This is a genomic window from Telluria sp. RB2R28 (assembly GCF_059685835.1).
This window is the reverse complement of sequence record NZ_JCASIK010000002.1, coordinates 176,006-193,270: the sequence shown is the minus strand read 5'-3', so window position 1 is coordinate 193,270 and position 17,265 is coordinate 176,006. Positions and strand designations below refer to the sequence as shown.

The window sequence follows — 17,265 nt, the reverse complement described above, 5'->3', positions numbered from 1 at the left end:
CGTGGCGTTCATTCCAGCTGCAGCGCCGCGATCAGCGCGGCATCGCGCCCGTAGAGGTCGGGCGCAAACAAGGCCCGGCCCTGGCGGTCGACCAGGGCCGTTGCATAGAACAGCACGACGGGCACCGGTGCGGCCAGCTTGACGAAACGGTTCTTGCCCGCGCTCATGGCGGCTGTCACCTGTGCAGCGCTCCACTGCTGCGGATCGGCCAGCACGAATTGCGCGAGCTCGGCCGGTTGTTCGACGCGGATGCAGCCATGGCTCAGGTCGCGGTGCGTGCGCTGGAACAGTTCCCTGGCCGACGTCGAATGCAAATAGATATTCATCGGGTTGGGCAGCGCGAACTTGACGTCGCCCAGCACATTGCGTGAGCCGGGGCGCTGCCTGACCCTGGCGCCACCGGCCAGGAGGCGGCTTGCCGCATCACCGGCGCCAGCCTGCAGCACGCGCCCGTCCTCCCCCACCAGTTCCATGTCATTCTGCTGCAGATAGGCAGGATTGCGCGCCAGCTTCGGGAGGATTTCATTCTTCTGGATGCTGGCTGGAACATTCCAGTAAGGCGCGAATTCCAGGTAGCGCATTTCTCCGATGAACAGCGGCGTGGGCGTGCGACCGCGCGCGCCGACGATCACGCGCATTTCCAGCGCGGGCGCTGCGAAATTGTCCCTGGCATCGAAGGCCCACAAGCGGTAGGTGGGCACATTCACGACGACGACGCGCCCGTGCGCCGGGGGCGGGGGCAGCCAGCGCAGGCGTTCGAGCGTCAGCGCCAGCTGGGCGATGCGATGCGCGGGCGGCACCGACAGGGCCGCGACCGTGGCGGCGCCCAGTACGCCGTCTTCATCCAGCCCGTGCCGCGCCTGGAAGCGCCGCACGGCGCCAGCCAGTGCCGGCGTATAGATGCCGTCAGTGCCCACGGGTGCCTGCGCGTCCAGATCACCCAGCAACTGCAGCCGCGCCTGCAGCAGGGCCGTGCCCGTGTAAGTCTCGCCGGCGTGGATGGCGGCCCGTGCGACCGGCGGCAGCGTGGGCCAGTCCGGTGTCGCACGAGACAGTTCGCGGTACTGTGCCAGCGCCGCCTTGACCCTGCCATACAGCGGAATGGCGGGCGCCGCGGCGTCGATGGCCTGCGCCAGCCCTTGTGCGTCGTGCACGGTGGCCAGGCGCTGGCGCGGGTCGAAACCGGTGTCGGGCGCTGCGGAAACCCGGCTGGCCCAGGCCGCACGGCCCCCGTGCAGATCGCACAGGTACTGCACCATCGCGCGGTCGAGGTCGCGCACGAATGCCGCGGCTGCGCCTTCCGGGCCGGCCAGCCGCCGGGTCAGCTCGTCCACCTGATAGCGGCGAATGTCGAGCCCGTGCTCGGGCGCCGCGCGCAGCAGTTGCAGTGCCAGCGGCGCCAGTTCCTGCGCGCCGGACAGCCAGGATGCAGCAGGTGGGGCGGCATGCAGCGCAGTGGAGTCGCATGGATTGACCGCCGGGGCCGGCGCCGGGACGTCGGCGCCCGCGACGGCATCACGGGCAAACGCAGCGGAACCCGTGGCAGCATGAAGCAGCAACAGCAGGAAGAGATGCGCGGCGCCGCCCTGCGCTTTGGCGGGCCAGGTCAAACTGGGAACTACCATGGGGTGTGGTGCATGCGCTGTGATGGAGGAGTAATGTGACAGGCATCAAAATTACACCCTGCAGCGCATGGCAGTCGTTGATCTGCATCAATCGAGTGGGTCGCCGGTGCAACGACCGCGCCATGATGGCCGCGGTCTCTCCCGATCAGAAGTAGTAACGCAGCGACGCCCCGGCCGTGGCCTGCGGCACGGTCGTCACCAGCAAGCCACCGGCCGTGCCATACGCGATGTCGCTGGCGAATTCGTGCGGCTGCAGCGTGGCGAACAGCGAACCCTGGAACTTGCCCAGATCGTAGGTCGCCTTCATGTCGTAGCGCACATAGGTCGGCATGTCGCGCTCGTACAGCGGTGTGCCCATGTAATAGGGATTGCCGGCCGTGACATACACGTCGCCACTGAGCGACAGCCGGCCCGGGCCCATCTCCGTGCGGTACTGGACGCCGGCTTTCCACGTGTGTTCCGGCACCGACAGGCGCGGACCGGCGCCAGGCGCGGGGTTGTCCAGCTGCGCGCGCAGGATGCGGCCGTAGCTCAGGTAAGTGTTCAGCGCGCTGCTGAGCTGGTAGTGCAGGTCAAGTTCGAGACCGCGGCGCGTGGTCTGGCCGGACGCGACGAACACGTCCGGCGCCGTGTTGATGATCTCGTCGTCGTTCTGGATAGAGTAGAACGCGCCGGACACGCTCAGGCCGTCCAGTGGCGCCGCCTTGAAACCGAGGTCGTGCGAGCGCACCCGGCTCGGATCGATGCCGGGATTGCTGCGCCCGCCAAGCGCGCCCAGCGGGCCCAGGCTGCCACTGGTGCTGATCTGCTCGGCTGCCGGCGAGCGGAAGCCCTGGGCGATGTTCGCGTACAGCTCGACAGTCGGCAGGACGTTCCAGATCGCGCCGTATTTTGGCGTGACCACCGAGGCTTCGTAGCCGGTCGATGCGGCGGGCAACTTGCGGTTGACGAGGTCGTAGTCGAAGCGGTCAAAGCGCGCGCCGCCGTGCAGCTTGAGCGTGGGCAGGATGCGGTACTGGCCCTGGATGAACGCGCCATAGGTCAGCAGGTCGAGGTACTGGTTGTTGACGTAGCTGGCGGTCGGTTGCCGGTTGCGGTATTGCTGGCGGAACGCATCGCCCTTGTCCTGGCGAGCCTCAAAGCCGGCCGTCAGCACGCCTGCTGAGCCGAAGACCCAGGTATTGCCGCCGCGCGCGCCAAAGATGTCGCGCTCGTCATAGCCATAGGTGTGCAGCGTGGTGCTGGTCTGGATCGCGCGGCTGCGCGCAAAGTCTTCCGCATAGGCGGTGGCGAACCAGCCCGCGTCGCCCGATGCCGGACTGCGGTTGAACACGAGCGTCTTGCGGTGTGCATCGCCAAAGCCCGGCAGGTTGAACATGGTGTCGTGCGGATCGACCAGCCCGGCTTCCATGGCTGGCAGCGACAGGTAGCCGGCGCCGGCATAGTCCGACTTGTAATAGGTGGCGCGCAGGCTGTAGACACCGTCGCCGATATTGGTCGAGAGCTTCCAGAACAGGTTGTTGCGGTCGAGGCTGGCGCCGTGGCGGAAACCGTCGAGGCTGTAGCGGTCGGCCACCACCAGTGAGCGGATGCGCCCGAAGTCATTCGACAGCACGAGCGAGCCGCGCCGCCCGCCATAGCTTTCCACGGCCACCGTGGCGCTCGACGGCGTGGCCGCGCCGCCTTCGCGGGTGCGGATCGTCACCGCGCCAGCGCGGTTCTGGTCGCCGTACAGGGCCGAGACCGGGCCCTTGATGACGTCGAACGTGTCGATCATGTCGCCCGTCATCCATTCGAGGAAGGCCGGACCGTGGCCCGCGCCGCCCTGACTCGATGGAATGTTCTGCGGCACGCCATCGATATAGATGGCGGTGTCGGCGCCGTGCGTGCCCTGGGTGGCGAAGCCGCGCATGCGAAAACCATTGCCGGTGTCGCCCTGGTCGATATTGTTGGCGACCACGCCCGGCACGCGGCGAAACACGTTCGAGATGTCGCGGCCAATGTCCAGCGTGGCCAGGTCTTCGGCTGTCACGGTGGTCACGCTGCCGGGCAGCGACCTGGCGCCCAGGCCAGGCGCCAGCCGTTCGTCATTGCCGCGCTGGCCCCGGACTTCGACGACCTGCGCTGAGGATCCGGCCAGCGGCGCGAGGTCGGGCGTCTCGTCATCAGCCACGGCAACGCCGCCAAACAGGCAGGTGAGCATGACGGCGCGGGGAATCGCACGCAGGCGGGTGAAACGGGTAGCGGATTGCAAGATCAAGACTCCAGTGGGTGGCAAGGTGAGGGTGAGAGAAACAGATATCAGCAGCGCTGCCGGCGGCGCTCGCGCCACAGGGCGATGCAGGCCAGCACGGCGAAGGCGCAGGCCCAGGCCGGCAGCATCCAGGTGCGCGCCGGCATGTGCGCCGGGCGCGCCAGCGCAGGCGATGCGGCGTAGCGGGGCACCGCATCGAAGTCGCGGAACCCATAGCCGCCCAGACAGGTGCGGGCGCACGGCGCCTGTTCGTCGCCCAGTGCTGCGCGCTGAATGGCGGCCTGGAACCAGTCGCGCAAACGGCCCTGGTGGCGCGCGACGTCCTCGATGAAGCGGCGATGGCGGGCGCGATCGGTGCCGGCGGCGTCGGCGAAGGCGGCATTGGCAAGACTGACGGGACTGACCACGCTCATGCGGGTAAAGAACGCAGCGCGCGCATGTTCGGCCAGCGCGAATTCGCGTTCGACGCCTGCCATGAGACGTTCGGTTTCCTGGGCCCGGTGCAGGCGTGACACGCTCGAAGCGACTTCGCCCGGCGCGGTGCGCCTGGGTTTCCATTCGGGATGGCTGTCATAGAAACGCGCCAGGCTGCCGGCCTGGCCGGCATTGACCTGGTCGAGGGCATCGCGCATGGCTTGCACATAGCGTTCGCGGGGCGGCACCGGTGCCGCGATGCGGGTGACGGCGTCGAGGGCGGCCGGCAGCACGATCGCGAACAGCAGCCACAGGCCGAAGCCGGCAAAGGCGGCGCTCATGCGGTTCGCGCAGCAGGCGCAGACGGCGATGCCGACGCCGCTCCAGAACGCCGAGTACAGCAGCACCAGACCGGCCCACTGGGCAAGCGCGCCTGCCCCGGCGCCATCGAATGGCACGGCGCCGGACAGCAGCGCGGCGCCAGCGACGCCCAGAATCAGCAGGATCGTCGCGAGCAGGGCGCGCACGCCGGCCTGGACAAACAGGATGCGCGCCGTGCCGACGCCCTGCAGCAGCAGGCTGCGCAGCCGCAGGCTCTCGCGGTCTTGCGTCAGCACCGACGCCGACAGCGTCAACAGGATCAAAGGCCACAGGTAGACCACGAAGAACATCAGGTCATAGCGGCCCGACGCAAGGCGGGCAGGGTGGTCGATGTCGGTGGCAGTGCGCACCGACGCCATCGATTCGGCCCGCACCCGCACATAGGCCGGCTGGATGTCGGCCAGGCCGATCGCCAGCGCCGCACCCGGCAGCGCCGGCATGACGGCAAAGCCCACGTGCTCGCGAAACGCGTAGCCGCGCACGTCCACTGGCGTGCGGTAATACAGCAGGCCGGCAAATTCGGGGGCGTCCGGCTGCGCGAAGTAGCGCGCTGCGAGATCCCTGGCCGCGCTGCGCGCCGCGGCTTCCTGCGCGACTGCCGCCTGGCTCGCGGCCTGCGCGTGCTGCTGGAAGCGGGCGCCTTCAAACAGGCCATACCAGGCCAGCAACAGCGCCGCCGCGAGCAGCAGCAGCGTGCCGCGCTCGCGCAGCAGTGCGCGCAGATCGAAGCGGATCAGTGCCAGGGTGGGGATCATTTGACGTTCCCGAGGCGCAGACGCCGCAGCGCGGCCCACGCCAGGCCAATGCTGGCGACAAGCAGCGTGAGAAGCGGCAGCAACCAGCGCACGGCCACTTCCCGCAGATCGAGCGACGCATAGCCAAACGTGAGCGCGGGAATGCTGCGCCACAGCGCCGCATCGGCCTGGTACTTGACACCCTCGCGGTCGGGATGACGCGCCAGGTCGCTGTTGAGCAGGTTCTGCATCAGGCGGCGATGGGTTTCCGCAGCGCGGATGAATTCGACGTGGCTGGCGCTGTCGCTGGCGGCCAGCCGGCTCGACAGCCCGGCGATCGCGGCGGCCGGCGACAACCAGCCCGCCAGCGCCATCGCCCGGTCCTGGCTTGCCAGCGCGGCGAACAGCGGGCCGTAATGGCGATCGAAGACGACATTGCCATGTGCTTCACTGCGCAGCTGGCTGATGCCAGCCCAGTTGAACGGCAGGTCGGCCACCTTGTCGACGCCATACTGCTTGAGCAGTTGCTGCTTGTGGCGCTCGGCCTCCTGCGGATCGTCCGGCATGCCGAGGTCGTCGTCGACGGCTTGCCGGAATGCCTGCGCGGACGGCAGCGGCGCGGCCGATTGCGCCAGTTCGGCAGCGGCGCGCGGCAGCACGAGCGTGAGCGCCGTCCAGAGGGTAACGAGCAGGGCCAGGCTGGCGCGCAGCGTGGCCGCATACGCCGACGCGGCCGTGATGATGGCAGCCCAGACAGTCAGGTAGACGAGGTAGCCGCCACCGAAGAGCAGCGCGCGCAGGCCTGGATCGGCAACCGGTTCGCCGCCGCCGGCCTGCCACTTCAGGGCGACGATGGCGACGATGGCGGGCAGCGACAGCGTCGTGGCCAGGCATAGCAAGACCGCGCCACGTGCGACCGCGATTGCGCCCAGTGGCGCACCGTTCAGGCGCAGCGCCGGCAGCATCCCGCGTTCGCGCTCGCCGGCAAACATGCCGAAGCCCAGAAAGATCATCGCTGCCGGCGCCAGCACTTGCAGCACCAGCGCGGGGCTCAGGCGAAACTGGCGGTCGGCGCCCGCGCTGTCGGCAGCGGGGCGGTACACCATGTCGTTCTGCTTGTGCGCTTCGAGCCAGATGCTGGACCCCACATATTGTTCGATGCCGGGATCGATCGCCGCCAGTGTCGGCAGCGGCTTGAACGCGTACACGCCGTAGTGGGCGGCAGAATGGGGATTCTTGCTGCCCTGGTGCACCCAGCGTTCGGCCTCCGCCGCAGCCGCGACGGTGCGCGCAGCGCGGGTGCGTTCCAGGTCGAGCGAGGCCAGCAGCGCCGCGCCTGCGGCCAGCGCCAGTCCGAGGGCCAGCACGAGCGCCACGCGCCAGTCACGCCGGCGCTCGCGCCAGTCGGCCTGCCAGGCGCCGATGAAGGCTTGTCGCCACACGGGATCAACCACGGGCCGCGAGACTGTCGAGGTAATTGCGTTCGAGTTCGCCGGCATGCAGTTCTCCAAGTTGCCATTCGCTGACCAGGTGGCCGCCCACCAGGACGCCACAGCGGTCCGCCAGTTCCTGCGCGCGCAGCAGGTCGTGCGTGGCCATGATCACGGCCGCCCCGTCATTGGCGACGGTGCGGATCAGGTGGCCGAAGGCGACGCTTGCTTCCGGATCGAGGCCCGAGGTCGGCTCGTCGAGCACCAGCACGCGCGCGCCCTTGGCCAGCGCCATGACGATGCCGACCTTCTGGCGCATGCCTTTCGAATAGCCGTGCGCCTGGCGGTGCCAGGCGTGGCGGGGCAGGCCGACCCGCTCGAGCAAGGCTTCGATCTCGGCCGTGTCGAGCCGGCGCCCCAGCAGGCGCATGAAGAAGTCGACGTTCTCGACGCCGGTCAGGCGCTCGTACAGGGCCACGTTTTCGGCGATGTAGGCGGCGTGCCGGATTGCAGCTTCGGCTGGCATCAACGGCGAACCGGCCAGCGTGATGCGGCCGGCGTCGGGTTTGACGAAGCCGAGCAGGCAGCCGATCGTCGTGGATTTGCCGGCGCCATTCGGGCCCAGCAATGCATAGACCTGGCCTGCTTCGACGTGCAGGTTGAGGTCGTTGACGACGACGCGTTCGCCGTAGCGTTTGGTCAGGTGGTCGATGCGGATCATGGCGTCTCGTGGAGTACGGGCGTGCAGGGTGGACCGGCGGGCACAGGATGTGCGCCTTATTGATAATGATATCTCATTACTGACAAAGTGAATACTATTTCATGGCTGGCAAGAAAGGTGCATGGTTGCCTTGCACGCTGGTGATCTGACTGCAGCATGGTGGTATCAAATTTTTCTATTTCTTCATGGCCGGTATTGCTCTCTATGATGGTCGCAGAGCGCCATCGAGTCGCAGCACGCCGACCACCAACATCAAGAACCCAGGAGACCACATGGCTGACCACCAGCACCCGAGCCAGCTGCTCGCCAGCTTCGCTGCCAACCTGCGCTATGAGCAGATTCCCGACGCCGTGCGCATGCGCACCGAAGATTTGTTCCTCGACTGGATCGGTTCCGCGCTGGCCGGCCGCACATCGCGCGCCGTGCAAACCATCGACCGCTACGCGGAGACGATGGGGCCGGGCGGCGGGCCCTGCGAGGTGCTGATCTCGCGCCGCACGACGACGCCGCTGTTCGCGGCGATGGTCAACGCGGCTGCCTCGCACGTCGCCGAACAGGACGACGTGCACAACGGCTCGGTATTCCATCCCGGCGCGGTCGTGTTTCCGGCAGCGCTGGCCGTTGCCCAGTCGATCGGCGCCAGCGGGCGCGACCTGTTGGCGGCGGCCGTGGCCGGTTACGAAGTGGGCATCCGCGTCGGCGAATTTCTCGGCCGCTCGCACTACCGCATCTTCCACACGACAGGTACGGCCGGCACGCTGGCGGCTGCCGCTGCGGCGGGGCACCTGCTCAAGCTCACACCCGACCAGATGCTGCATGCCTTCGGCTCGGCCGGCACCCAGGCGGCGGGCTTGTGGGAATTCCTGCGCGACGCCGCCGACTCGAAGCAGTTGCATACGGCCGCCGCGGCCGCCAATGGCCTGACATCGGCCTACCTGGCGCAGGACGGTTTTACCGGTGCGCGCCGCATCCTCGAGGGCGCGCAGGGCATGGGGGCGGGCATGTCGAGCGACGCCGATCCGGCCAAATTGACCGACCGCCTGGGCGAGCGCTGGACGCTGGCCGAGACATCCTTCAAATTCCACGCCTCGTGCCGGCACACGCATCCGGCCGCCGACGCCTTGCAGCAGGTGATGCGAACTCACGGCCTGCGACCCGAACAGATCACGCGCGTCGTGGCGCACGTGCACCAGGGCGCAATCGACGTGCTGGGCGCGGTTGTCGATCCGCAGACGGTGCACCAGGCCAAATTCTCGATGGGGACGGTGCTGGCGCTGATCGCGCATTACGATGTGGCCGGCCTGAGCCAGTTCGAGGACAATTTCAATGCGGCGCCGATCGCGGCGTTTCGTGGCAAGGTTGGCATGGCGCTGGACGACGAAGTCGACACCGCGTATCCGGCGCGCTGGATCGGCAAGGTCACGGTCGAAACGACCGATGGCCGGCGCCTGGCTGGCCGGGTCGACGAGCCGAAGGGCGACCCTGGCAACACCTTGTCGCGCGCTGAACTCGAACAGAAAGCACTGCGGCTGGCGCTGTTCGGCGAAGCTGCGAGCGAGGCCGAGATGCACGCGCTGGCCGCGCGCGTCTGGCATCTGACGGATGCCCCCAGAGTGGGAAACCTGTTTGCCTGAGAAGACCTGATACAGTCGTGACACTCTCGTCTCCCGCTGTATCAGCTTTTCCGATGGCACTGAACAATATCCTCAGAAGGCTGGACCTCACCAGCCTGCAGCTTTTTTTGGCAATCCACGAAGAAGGTTCACTCACCCGGGCCGCCGAGCGCGAAGCCATTGCCGTCTCGGCCGCCAGCAAGCGGCTGGCCGACATGGAGGGGGCGCTGGGCGTGGCGCTGATGGTGCGCGCGGCGCGCGGCATGACCTTGACCCCGGCCGGCGAATCGCTGCTGACGCATGCGCGCCGCATCCTGCAGAGCGTCGACAAGATCGGCCAGGAACTGGCCGAGCACGCCCAGGGCTTGCGCGGCTACGTGCGGATGGTGGCGAACCTGTCGGCCATTGTGGAATTTCTGCCGGAAGACCTGCGCGCATTCCTGAACCAGCACGAGCAGATCCGGCTCGACCTGGAGGAGCGCCCCAGCGGCGACGTCGTCAAGGGCGTCGAAGACGGCTTTGCCGAGATCGGCATCTGCTCGGGCGACACAGATACCCGCGACCTGCACAGCCACTTGTACCGGCGCGACCGCATCGTGCTCGTCATGCGCCACGACCATGCGCTGGCGGGGCGCGGGCGCGTCCCGTTCGCGGACACGCTCGACTTCGATCACGTGGGGCTGCACGCGGACAGTTCGATCAACAAGCGCACGCACCTGGCTTCGCGCGCCTCGGGCCGGCCGTTGAAAACCCGCATCCACGTGCCCGGGTTCGATGCCGTGTGCCGCATGGCGCAGGTGGGCATGGGCCTGGGCGTGATTCCCCACGAAGTGTTTACCGCCATCGGCCAGCCGCTGGGCCTGGTCGCTGTCGAGATCGACGAGCCGTGGGCCGAGCGCGAGCTGCGCATCGTGGTGCGGGAAGAAAAGGGCTTGTCGCCGGTGACGCGGGCGCTGCTCGCGCATCTGGGCGCTGCCGAAGAGCGTTCGCGGTTGACGAAGGCTCGTTGAAAAGAAACGGTTGGACGGGCAGGGCCCCTTCTCTCTATGCTGGGTCGACAAGCTACAACCATCGACGAGACCAGCATGAACCTCAACAGCAACATTCCCGACGGCGCCCTGCGCGGCGTGCGCGTCATCGAAATGGGCCAGTTGATCGCCGGCCCGTTCGCCGGCAAGACCCTGGGCGAATTCGGCGCCGACGTCATCAAGATCGAGGCCCCTGGCAGCGGCGACCCGCTGCGCAACTGGCGCATGATCAAGGAAGGCACATCGGTCTGGTGGCAAGTGCAATCGCGTAACAAGCGCTCGATCGCGCTCGACCTGCGCAGCGCCGAAGGCCAGGACATCGCCCGCAAGCTGATCGCCGAAGCCGACGTGCTGATCGAGAACTTCCGCCCCGGCACCCTGGAAGGCTGGGGCATGGGGTGGGATGCGCTGTCCGCTCTCAACCCCGGCCTTGTGATGCTGCGCATTTCGGGCTATGGCCAGACCGGCCCGTACCGTGACCTGCCAGGCTTTGGCGCCATCGGCGAAGCGATGGGCGGCCTGCGCCACCTGACAGGCGAACCCGACCGCGTGCCGGTACGCTGCGGCGTGTCGATCGGCGACACGCTGGCCGCGCTGCACGGCACGATTGGCGTACTGACCGCGCTGTACCACCGCAAGGTCAATGGCGGCAAGGGCCAGGTGATCGACGTCGCCCTGCACGAGGCCGTGTTCAACGTCATGGAAAGCCTGCTGCCCGAATACAGCGCGTTCGGTGCCGTGCGCGAAGCCGCAGGCAGCGCGCTGCCCGGCATCGCGCCATCGAACGCCTACCGCTGCAGCGATGGCTACGTGCTCATCGCCGGTAACGGCGACAGCATCTTCAAGCGCCTGATGGCCGTGATCGGGCGCGACGACCTGGCGCACGACCCGGCGCTGGCCGACAATGCCGGCCGCGTCGTGCGCGTGGCCGAGATCGACGCCGCCATCAGCGTCTGGACGGCAACGCGCCCGATCACCGAGGTCCTCGACTTGCTGGGCGGTGCCCGCGTCCCGGCCGGCAAGGTCTATACGGCCAAAGACATCGCGGAGGATCCCCATTACCGGGCGCGCGACATGATCCTGGCCCAGTCCACGCGCGACGGCTACGACCTCGAGGTGCCGGGCGTCGTCCCCAAATTGCTCGGCACGCCAGGCACGGTGCGCACCTCTGCCCCGGGCCTGGGTGACGATACCGATGGCGTGCTGCGCGAACTGGGCTTGAGCGAACCGGACATCGCCGCCTTGCGCAACAAGGGCGTGGTCGCATGAACCGGTGGAACGGCGCCGGTCGCCGCATCCACATGCAGGAAGTCGGCACGCGCGATGGCTTGCAGGCCGAGTCGGTGTTCGTACCGACCGCCGACAAGATCGCCCTGGTCAACAGCCTGTCGCAGGCCGGCATGGCCAAGATCGAAGTGACCGCGTTTGTCTCGCCCAAAGCGATTCCGGCGCTGGCCGATGCGCAGCAAGTCATGCTCGGCATCGACCGCGTGCCGGGCGTGATCTACAGCGCGCTGGTGCCGAACGTGCGCGGCGCCGAGCGCGCGATCGAGAGCCGCACCGACGAACTGAATCTGGTGATGTCGGCCAGCGAAACGCACAATCTGGCCAATCTGCGCATGACGCAGGCGCAATCGTTCCAGGGCTTGTGCGAGGTGGCGGCACTGGCGAGGCAAGCGTCGCTGACCGTGAATATCTCGTTGTCGTGTTCGTTCGGCTGCCCGATGGAAGGCGACGTGCCGGAAGACACGGTGCTGGCCTGGTGCGCGCGCTTCATCGACGAGGCGGGCGCCGGCGGCATCACCCTGTGCGACACGACCGGCATGGCGTACCCGAGCCAGGTGGCGTCGCTGACGGCGCGTTTTCGCGCAGCCTGGCCGGATACCGAACTGAGCCTGCATTTTCACAATACCCGCGGCATGGGCCTGGCCAATGTGCTGGCCGGGATCGATGCGGGCGCCGACCGTTTCGACGCGTCGCTTGGCGGCATCGGCGGCTGCCCGTATGCACCCGGCGCCTCGGGCAATGTCTGCACTGAAGAGGTGGTGCACGCGCTGCAATTGATGGGCTATGACACGGGCGTCGATCTGGGCCGCTTGCTGGACGTATCGTCACGGTTGCCGGCGCTGATCGGGCGTGAGACGCCGAGCCAGATCGTCAAGGCGGGCCGGCGGCTCGATCTGCACCGGCCTCCCGGGGATCTGGAAGCGATCAGGGAGCGCGCAGAAGCGCGGTCGACTTGAACCCATGCCACCGCCGGTGTGCAAAAAACTATTTTAATAATTCAGGAGACACGATGAAATCGATCCACTCGCTGCGCATGCGCGCCAGTATGCTCGCCGTCGGCGCAGCACTTGTCAGCATCGGCGCGCACGCGCAAGACAACTATCCCGCGCGCGCCATCACGCTGATGGTGTCGGCCGCGCCGGGCGGCACGACCGACCTGGCTGCGCGCATGATTTCCGATCCGCTGTCCAAGGCATTGGGCAAACCGGTCGTCGTCGAGAACCGGCCAGGCGGGGCGGGCGCGATCGCTGCGTCGGCCGTCAAGCGGGCCAGGCCGGACGGCTATACCTTGCTGGTGCAGTACTCGGGCTTTCACGTCATCACGCCGCACGTGGTCAAGGCCGGATTCGATCCGATCAAGGACTTCAGCCCGGTTGCGAACCTGATCGTGGCGCCGCAAGTGTTCGTCGTGCGGCCAGATCTGCCGGTCAAGACGCTACCCGAGCTGGTCAGCTACGCCAAAGCACATCCAGGCAAACTCAATTACGCGTCGTCCGGGAATGGCTCGCTGCAGCACGTGACGGGCGAAATGCTCAATCAGATGAGCGGCACGAATATTGCCCACGTGCCGTACAAAGGCACGGGCCCGGCGATCACCGATCTGCTCGGTGGCAACGTCGAGATGACCTTTACGACAGCACCGCCGCTACTGGCCCACATCCGGTCCGGCAAGCTGCGCGCGATTGCCGTCACCGGCAACGTCGCGCTGCCGAGCCTGCCCAATGTGCCGACGACCGCAACGATCAAAGGGTACGAGAAGCTGGACGTGAGTTCGTGGTTTGCCGTGTACGCGCCCGCCAACACGCCCAAGCCGATCGTCGACAGGCTGACCGGCGAAATCAAGAAAATCATGGAGACCGACGCATTCAAACGCAAGGCGCAGGAGCAGGGTGCGTATGCGGTCTATATGACGCCGCAGGAACTGGCGGCGCATACGAGCAAGGAATATCAGACGTGGGGCAAGTTTGTGAAGGATGCGAAGATCACGGGGGAGTGAGTGCCCGTGTCGTCCAAGGATTGCGTGGTACGGGCTTTGTTGCGTAAATCAGCTTACTGGGTGGATCAACGTCAAGGGAACGATCGCGGCGAAAAGCCGGCAGTCCATTCATCGAGCACGGGTTTTGCACGAAACAACGCCGTACTGCGACGAGGAAACGATTGCAGGAACTGAAAATTTACGACTTGCCTTGCGACAATCGGTGAGTAATTTTCAGAAATTTTCCATTAGGATATATCTGCGTCTTTACTTATCCGCTTCGTCGGCCTTTTCATGAGCAGGCCAGGTTGTTGATGTTCTCGATGATGCCGTTCTTCTTAGTCGTCAAACCATAAAAATGGGGTTGTCTTTGCAGCGTCAAGATTCATTACCAGAAATTGGCGCACTTTTTATGCGTGTCAATTAAGAATTCCGAAGGTCTCGTCACGATCAAGAAAAAATATGTTGGTTCTAACTGGAATTGCTGTTGCATTGATTCTATCGAGCATAACGTCACATGTTTATGCAGAACCCAAAGATATTGCAGTGGCGCGAACTCTGTTCCAGCAGCGTTGCAATACGGCTGGAGAGACAATCAAAAGGACCGTCGAGGATGTGGATGGTCTGCTGCTACTGAAGATCCGTTCTCGCAACATCAACTACAGCCAACAGTTCGTCCTTGATGATCCGTATGGGAAAGACCTTACCGGAGATGGCTATATCGAGAGTTTTCTTGGGGCGCACCATGATTTGCCTGGCCATATCGAGCGCGCAGAAGGGCGGATCGCTCCTCTTCAGAGGCAAGTTGGATATATGTACGTGGACGCCAGTGACCCCAAGGATGGGAAACGATATCGCTACACAGGTTTCATCGAGCAACCAGGTTTGAAAGACCCACGCTATTTGAAGGGTTATTTCAGAGTGGTCATGGTGTCCAGCCCTACCAGTGAGCCAGCACCACGCTATGGCGTTACTTATGAGGATATTTCGACAGCCGATGATCGTCGTTACTGGATCGCGGGTAGCTCGCTCAAAGTCATTGACCTGCTCCGCAACGAAGTCATTGCCGAGAGGATTGGATACATGATGGATCCCGGCCAGGGTGCCGACGGGGGCGGCAGGTCGCCTTGGCTGATGGCCGCTGCCCATGCGTGCCCTGCTTTCAAGGGCCGGCGCGCCTTTTCTAGTCAGGCAGGTCAAACGGCCCGCTTCGTTGAGAAAGTATTGCGGCCACGTCCCAAAAACCAGTAACAAGTCCGCGAGCCGGCCGTACGCCATCGATGGAATATTGGCGGGAGTCGACATGCCATCGGCGCAGACGGTGCTGTCGGATCATCGCTTCGGTGCCCAGGTCTAAGGGCTGCAGGACACGATGTGGCTGGAGAGACTGCCCCCCATGATGGCATTGCGGGCCGTGGCGCCAGAGTGCCAGGCCTTCCATGGCCTGGCGCCACAGTGCTACGAATTGAGCACGTTGACGAAGCCTCCCAGCGGCATCGGCCGGTGGAACAAAAAGCCCTGCATGGTCGAGCACCCGTGTGCGCGCAGATAGCGCGCCTGCACTTCCGTTTCCACGCCTTCGGCCACCAGATCAAGATTCAGGCCGCGTGAAATCGAGATGATCGCCAGCACGACCGGATAATGCCCGTCCTCGTCGCTGATCTGCTGCACGAACGACTGGTCGATCTTGATGGTATGAATCGGAAACCGGTGCAGATACGCCAGCGACGAATACCCGGTGCCGAAATCGTCAATGGCCACCGACACGCCAAGTTGCCCGAGCTTTTTCAGCTGCTCGATCGCGTACTGCGGATTGCGGATGCAGATGTTTTCGGTGATCTCGACGGCGATCCTGCCCGGGCCGATGTCGTAGCGCTCCAGGGCATTGCGCATCGTTTCGAAGAATTTGCTGTGGTCGAGATAATGCGGCGACAGATTCAGCGACAGCGTCAACTGGTCTGCACCATCCGTGCCCCAGTGCACCATGTCACGGCACAGCGTATCGATCATCCACTCCGAGATTGGCACGATCAGGCCGCTTTCTTCGGCGAATGGCAGAAACTCGCCGGGCATGATCAGGCCGCGCACCGGATGGTTCCAGCGCATCAGCGCCTCGGCGCCGATGATGCGGCCACTGGCGGCGTCGATCTGCGGCTGGTAGTACATCTCGAGTTCATTGCGTTCGAGCGCGCGGCGCAGATGCTGTTCGAGGGCGACGTTCTGGTGCAGCGCATCGTGCATCGACGGGTCGTAGAAGGCGTGCCCATTCTTGCCGAGGTCCTTCACGCGGTACATCGCGATGTCGGCATTGCGCAGCAATTCGTCGATCGATTCGCCGTGTTCGGGGTAGATGGCCACGCCGATCGACGCCGAAATATGCACTTCGTTGCCGCCCAGGTCGAACGGCTGTTGCAACCGCTCGATGAACTTGTCGGCGACCACGTGCGCATCGTCGCGCGAGCGCAGGTCGGGCAATACGATCGTGAATTCGTCGCCACCCTGGCGCGCCAGCGTGTCGCCCTTGCGCAGGCAATCCTTCAGGCGCAGCGCCACCTGCTGCAGCAATTTGTCGCCATGGCCGTGGCCGAGCGTGTCGTTGACGAGCTTGAAGCGGTCCAGATCGATGAACATCACGGCCAGCTCGGTGTGCTTGCGCCGCGCCTGCAGCATCGCCAGGCCGAGCCGGTCCTTGAACAGCACGCGGTTGGGCAGGTCGGTCAGGATGTCGTGATACGCCTGGTGATGAATGACCGCCTCGGCACGCTTGCGCGCGCTGACGTCGCGCGCGATGCCGTAGGTGCCGACGTAGGTTGGCGTCTGCGGATCGCGTTTTTCGCGGTGCATGCCGATCGCGTTGAGCGAGATCGTCATCACGGACGTGTCGGCGGCATCGTGCGTGTGCGGCGGGCCCGACCGGCATGTCACGCGCAGCTCGACGTCGCGCGAGGCCCGCTCGCCGACGCGCCGCTCGTTAAATACGTAGAGTGCGCGTTCATGGTCCTCGGCGTGCAGCAGCGCCGTGTAGTGCTGGCCCAGCAGTTCTTCCCGTTCGTAGCCCAGCATCTGGCACGCGCGGTCATTGACGTAGGTGAAGCGGCCTTCATGACCGAGCATGTAGATCATGTCGGGCGAGGCGTCGACCAGGTAGCGGTATTTTTTTTCGGACAGCGCGAGCGCCGCCACCATGCGACGGTTGATCTGTTGCAGGTCGCGCTGCCTGAGGGCGTTTTCCACCGTGCGCAGCAGTTCTTCGCGGCTGAATGGCTTGCGCAGGTAATCGTGGGCGCCTCGCTTCAATGCCCCGATTGCTGACTCGATGCCAACGGTGCCGCTGACCACGATGACGTCGGCCTTCATGTCGTGCTGGTTGATGAAGTCCATGACCTGGTGGCCGTCGACATCCATCATCAACAGGTCGAGCAGCACCAGGTCGTAGCGCTGCTCGGCCAGGCAGGCCAGCGCGGCGGTGCCGCTGTCAGCCGTATCGATGGCGTAACCGCAGCCTTTGAGCATTTCCTGCAGCGAGGCCAGCACGCGCGGCTCGTCGTCAACCAGCAGCAGGCGGGGGCGGTGAGGAGAGGGGATAGCGGAGGCGTCAAGATGAGTGGGCAGCGTGCCCCGGATGCTGGCCGGGAGTCCGGTAGTTCGAAATCGATTCATCGTCATTCTGTCAGTGCCGTGCGATTCTCTGTGCCTGGCGCCGTGAGCGCTGCAGACGTTCATGTCATATCTTCCACATAATGCCAGCTTATCCGTTGCATTTGAGGCATGACATTGCAATCGTGTGCAGAAATGTGTCATGT

The 17,265-nt window shown here is 65.4% G+C and carries 12 protein-coding genes; 6 read left to right on the top strand and 6 right to left on the bottom strand.

Features of this window, described 5'->3' with window-relative positions; genetic code table 11:
- Nucleotides 1-8: 8 nt before the first annotated feature.
- The 5 genes from AC56LV_RS08450 to AC56LV_RS08430 all read right to left on the bottom strand — a co-directional run bounded on the left by AC56LV_RS08450 (nt 9) and on the right by AC56LV_RS08430 (nt 7,559).
- Complete coding sequence (locus AC56LV_RS08450; protein WP_499556934.1) at nt 9-1,625, bottom strand: L,D-transpeptidase family protein; 1,617 nt, start codon at nt 1,623-1,625, stop codon at nt 9-11.
- A 145-nt stretch (nt 1,626-1,770) separates the two neighbouring features.
- The gene (locus AC56LV_RS08445) at nt 1,771-3,879 is read right to left on the bottom strand and encodes a TonB-dependent receptor (protein ID WP_499556933.1); all 2,109 of its coding nucleotides are present in this window, start codon (nt 3,877-3,879) and stop codon (nt 1,771-1,773) included.
- A gap of 47 nt (nt 3,880-3,926) precedes the next feature.
- A complete protein-coding gene (locus AC56LV_RS08440; protein ID WP_499556932.1) occupies nt 3,927-5,429 on the bottom strand; it encodes a DUF3526 domain-containing protein in 1,503 nt (500 codons plus the stop codon).
- Nucleotides 5,426-6,907 carry a DUF3526 domain-containing protein gene (locus tag AC56LV_RS08435; protein ID WP_499556931.1) on the bottom strand — a complete coding sequence of 494 codons (1,482 nt, stop codon included), beginning with the start codon at nt 6,905-6,907 and terminating at the stop codon, nt 5,426-5,428. Before AC56LV_RS08435 ends, AC56LV_RS08440 begins: the two co-directional genes overlap by 4 nt.
- The gene (locus AC56LV_RS08430; RefSeq protein ID WP_499556930.1) at nt 6,855-7,559 is read right to left on the bottom strand and encodes an ABC transporter ATP-binding protein; all 705 of its coding nucleotides are present in this window, start codon (nt 7,557-7,559) and stop codon (nt 6,855-6,857) included. Before AC56LV_RS08430 ends, AC56LV_RS08435 begins: the two co-directional genes overlap by 53 nt.
- 272 nt (nt 7,560-7,831) lie before the next feature.
- Between AC56LV_RS08430 and AC56LV_RS08425 the strand changes: the two genes are divergently transcribed.
- The 6 genes from AC56LV_RS08425 (at nt 7,832) to AC56LV_RS08400 (ending at nt 14,713) form a co-directional block, all read left to right on the top strand.
- Entirely contained in the window at nt 7,832-9,193 is a 1,362-nt protein-coding gene (locus tag AC56LV_RS08425) for an MmgE/PrpD family protein (RefSeq protein ID WP_499556929.1), read from the top strand.
- 53 nt (nt 9,194-9,246) lie between these two features.
- On the top strand, nt 9,247-10,182 hold the full coding sequence (locus tag AC56LV_RS08420; RefSeq protein ID WP_499556928.1) for a LysR family transcriptional regulator: 936 nt from the start codon (nt 9,247-9,249) through the stop codon (nt 10,180-10,182).
- 75 nt (nt 10,183-10,257) lie between these two features.
- On the top strand, nt 10,258-11,469 hold the full coding sequence (locus tag AC56LV_RS08415) for a CaiB/BaiF CoA transferase family protein (RefSeq protein ID WP_499556927.1): 1,212 nt from the start codon (nt 10,258-10,260) through the stop codon (nt 11,467-11,469).
- Nucleotides 11,466-12,443, top strand: coding sequence for a hydroxymethylglutaryl-CoA lyase (locus AC56LV_RS08410; RefSeq protein ID WP_499556926.1), 978 nt, complete (start codon nt 11,466-11,468; stop codon nt 12,441-12,443). The genes AC56LV_RS08415 and AC56LV_RS08410 overlap by 4 nt, the downstream gene beginning before the upstream one ends.
- A 53-nt stretch (nt 12,444-12,496) precedes the next feature.
- A complete protein-coding gene (locus AC56LV_RS08405; RefSeq protein ID WP_499556925.1) occupies nt 12,497-13,483 on the top strand; it encodes a Bug family tripartite tricarboxylate transporter substrate binding protein in 987 nt (328 codons plus the stop codon).
- 441 nt (nt 13,484-13,924) lie between these two features.
- A complete protein-coding gene (locus tag AC56LV_RS08400; RefSeq protein ID WP_499556924.1) occupies nt 13,925-14,713 on the top strand; it encodes a hypothetical protein in 789 nt (262 codons plus the stop codon).
- 207 nt (nt 14,714-14,920) lie between these two features.
- On the opposite strand, the gene AC56LV_RS08395 is transcribed toward AC56LV_RS08400, so the two are convergent.
- A complete protein-coding gene (locus tag AC56LV_RS08395) occupies nt 14,921-17,122 on the bottom strand; it encodes an EAL domain-containing response regulator (protein ID WP_499556923.1) in 2,202 nt (733 codons plus the stop codon).
- Nucleotides 17,123-17,265 lie beyond the last annotated feature (143 nt).

Coding starts and splice junctions, on each gene's coding strand:
- AC56LV_RS08450 (WP_499556934.1), bottom strand. CDS start 1,625: ATGGTAGTTCCCAGTTTGACCTGGCCCGCCAAAGCGCAGGGCGGCGCC.
- AC56LV_RS08440 (WP_499556932.1), bottom strand. CDS start 5,429: ATGATCCCCACCCTGGCACTGATCCGCTTCGATCTGCGCGCACTGCTG.
- AC56LV_RS08435 (WP_499556931.1), bottom strand. CDS start 6,907: ATGCCGGCGAACTCGAACGCAATTACCTCGACAGTCTCGCGGCCCGTG.
- AC56LV_RS08430 (WP_499556930.1), bottom strand. CDS start 7,559: ATGATCCGCATCGACCACCTGACCAAACGCTACGGCGAACGCGTCGTC.
- AC56LV_RS08425 (WP_499556929.1), top strand. CDS start 7,832: ATGGCTGACCACCAGCACCCGAGCCAGCTGCTCGCCAGCTTCGCTGCC.
- AC56LV_RS08420 (WP_499556928.1), top strand. CDS start 9,247: ATGGCACTGAACAATATCCTCAGAAGGCTGGACCTCACCAGCCTGCAG.
- AC56LV_RS08415 (WP_499556927.1), top strand. CDS start 10,258: ATGAACCTCAACAGCAACATTCCCGACGGCGCCCTGCGCGGCGTGCGC.
- AC56LV_RS08410 (WP_499556926.1), top strand. CDS start 11,466: ATGAACCGGTGGAACGGCGCCGGTCGCCGCATCCACATGCAGGAAGTC.
- AC56LV_RS08405 (WP_499556925.1), top strand. CDS start 12,497: ATGAAATCGATCCACTCGCTGCGCATGCGCGCCAGTATGCTCGCCGTC.
- AC56LV_RS08400 (WP_499556924.1), top strand. CDS start 13,925: ATGTTGGTTCTAACTGGAATTGCTGTTGCATTGATTCTATCGAGCATA.
- AC56LV_RS08395 (WP_499556923.1), bottom strand. CDS start 17,122: ATGAATCGATTTCGAACTACCGGACTCCCGGCCAGCATCCGGGGCACG.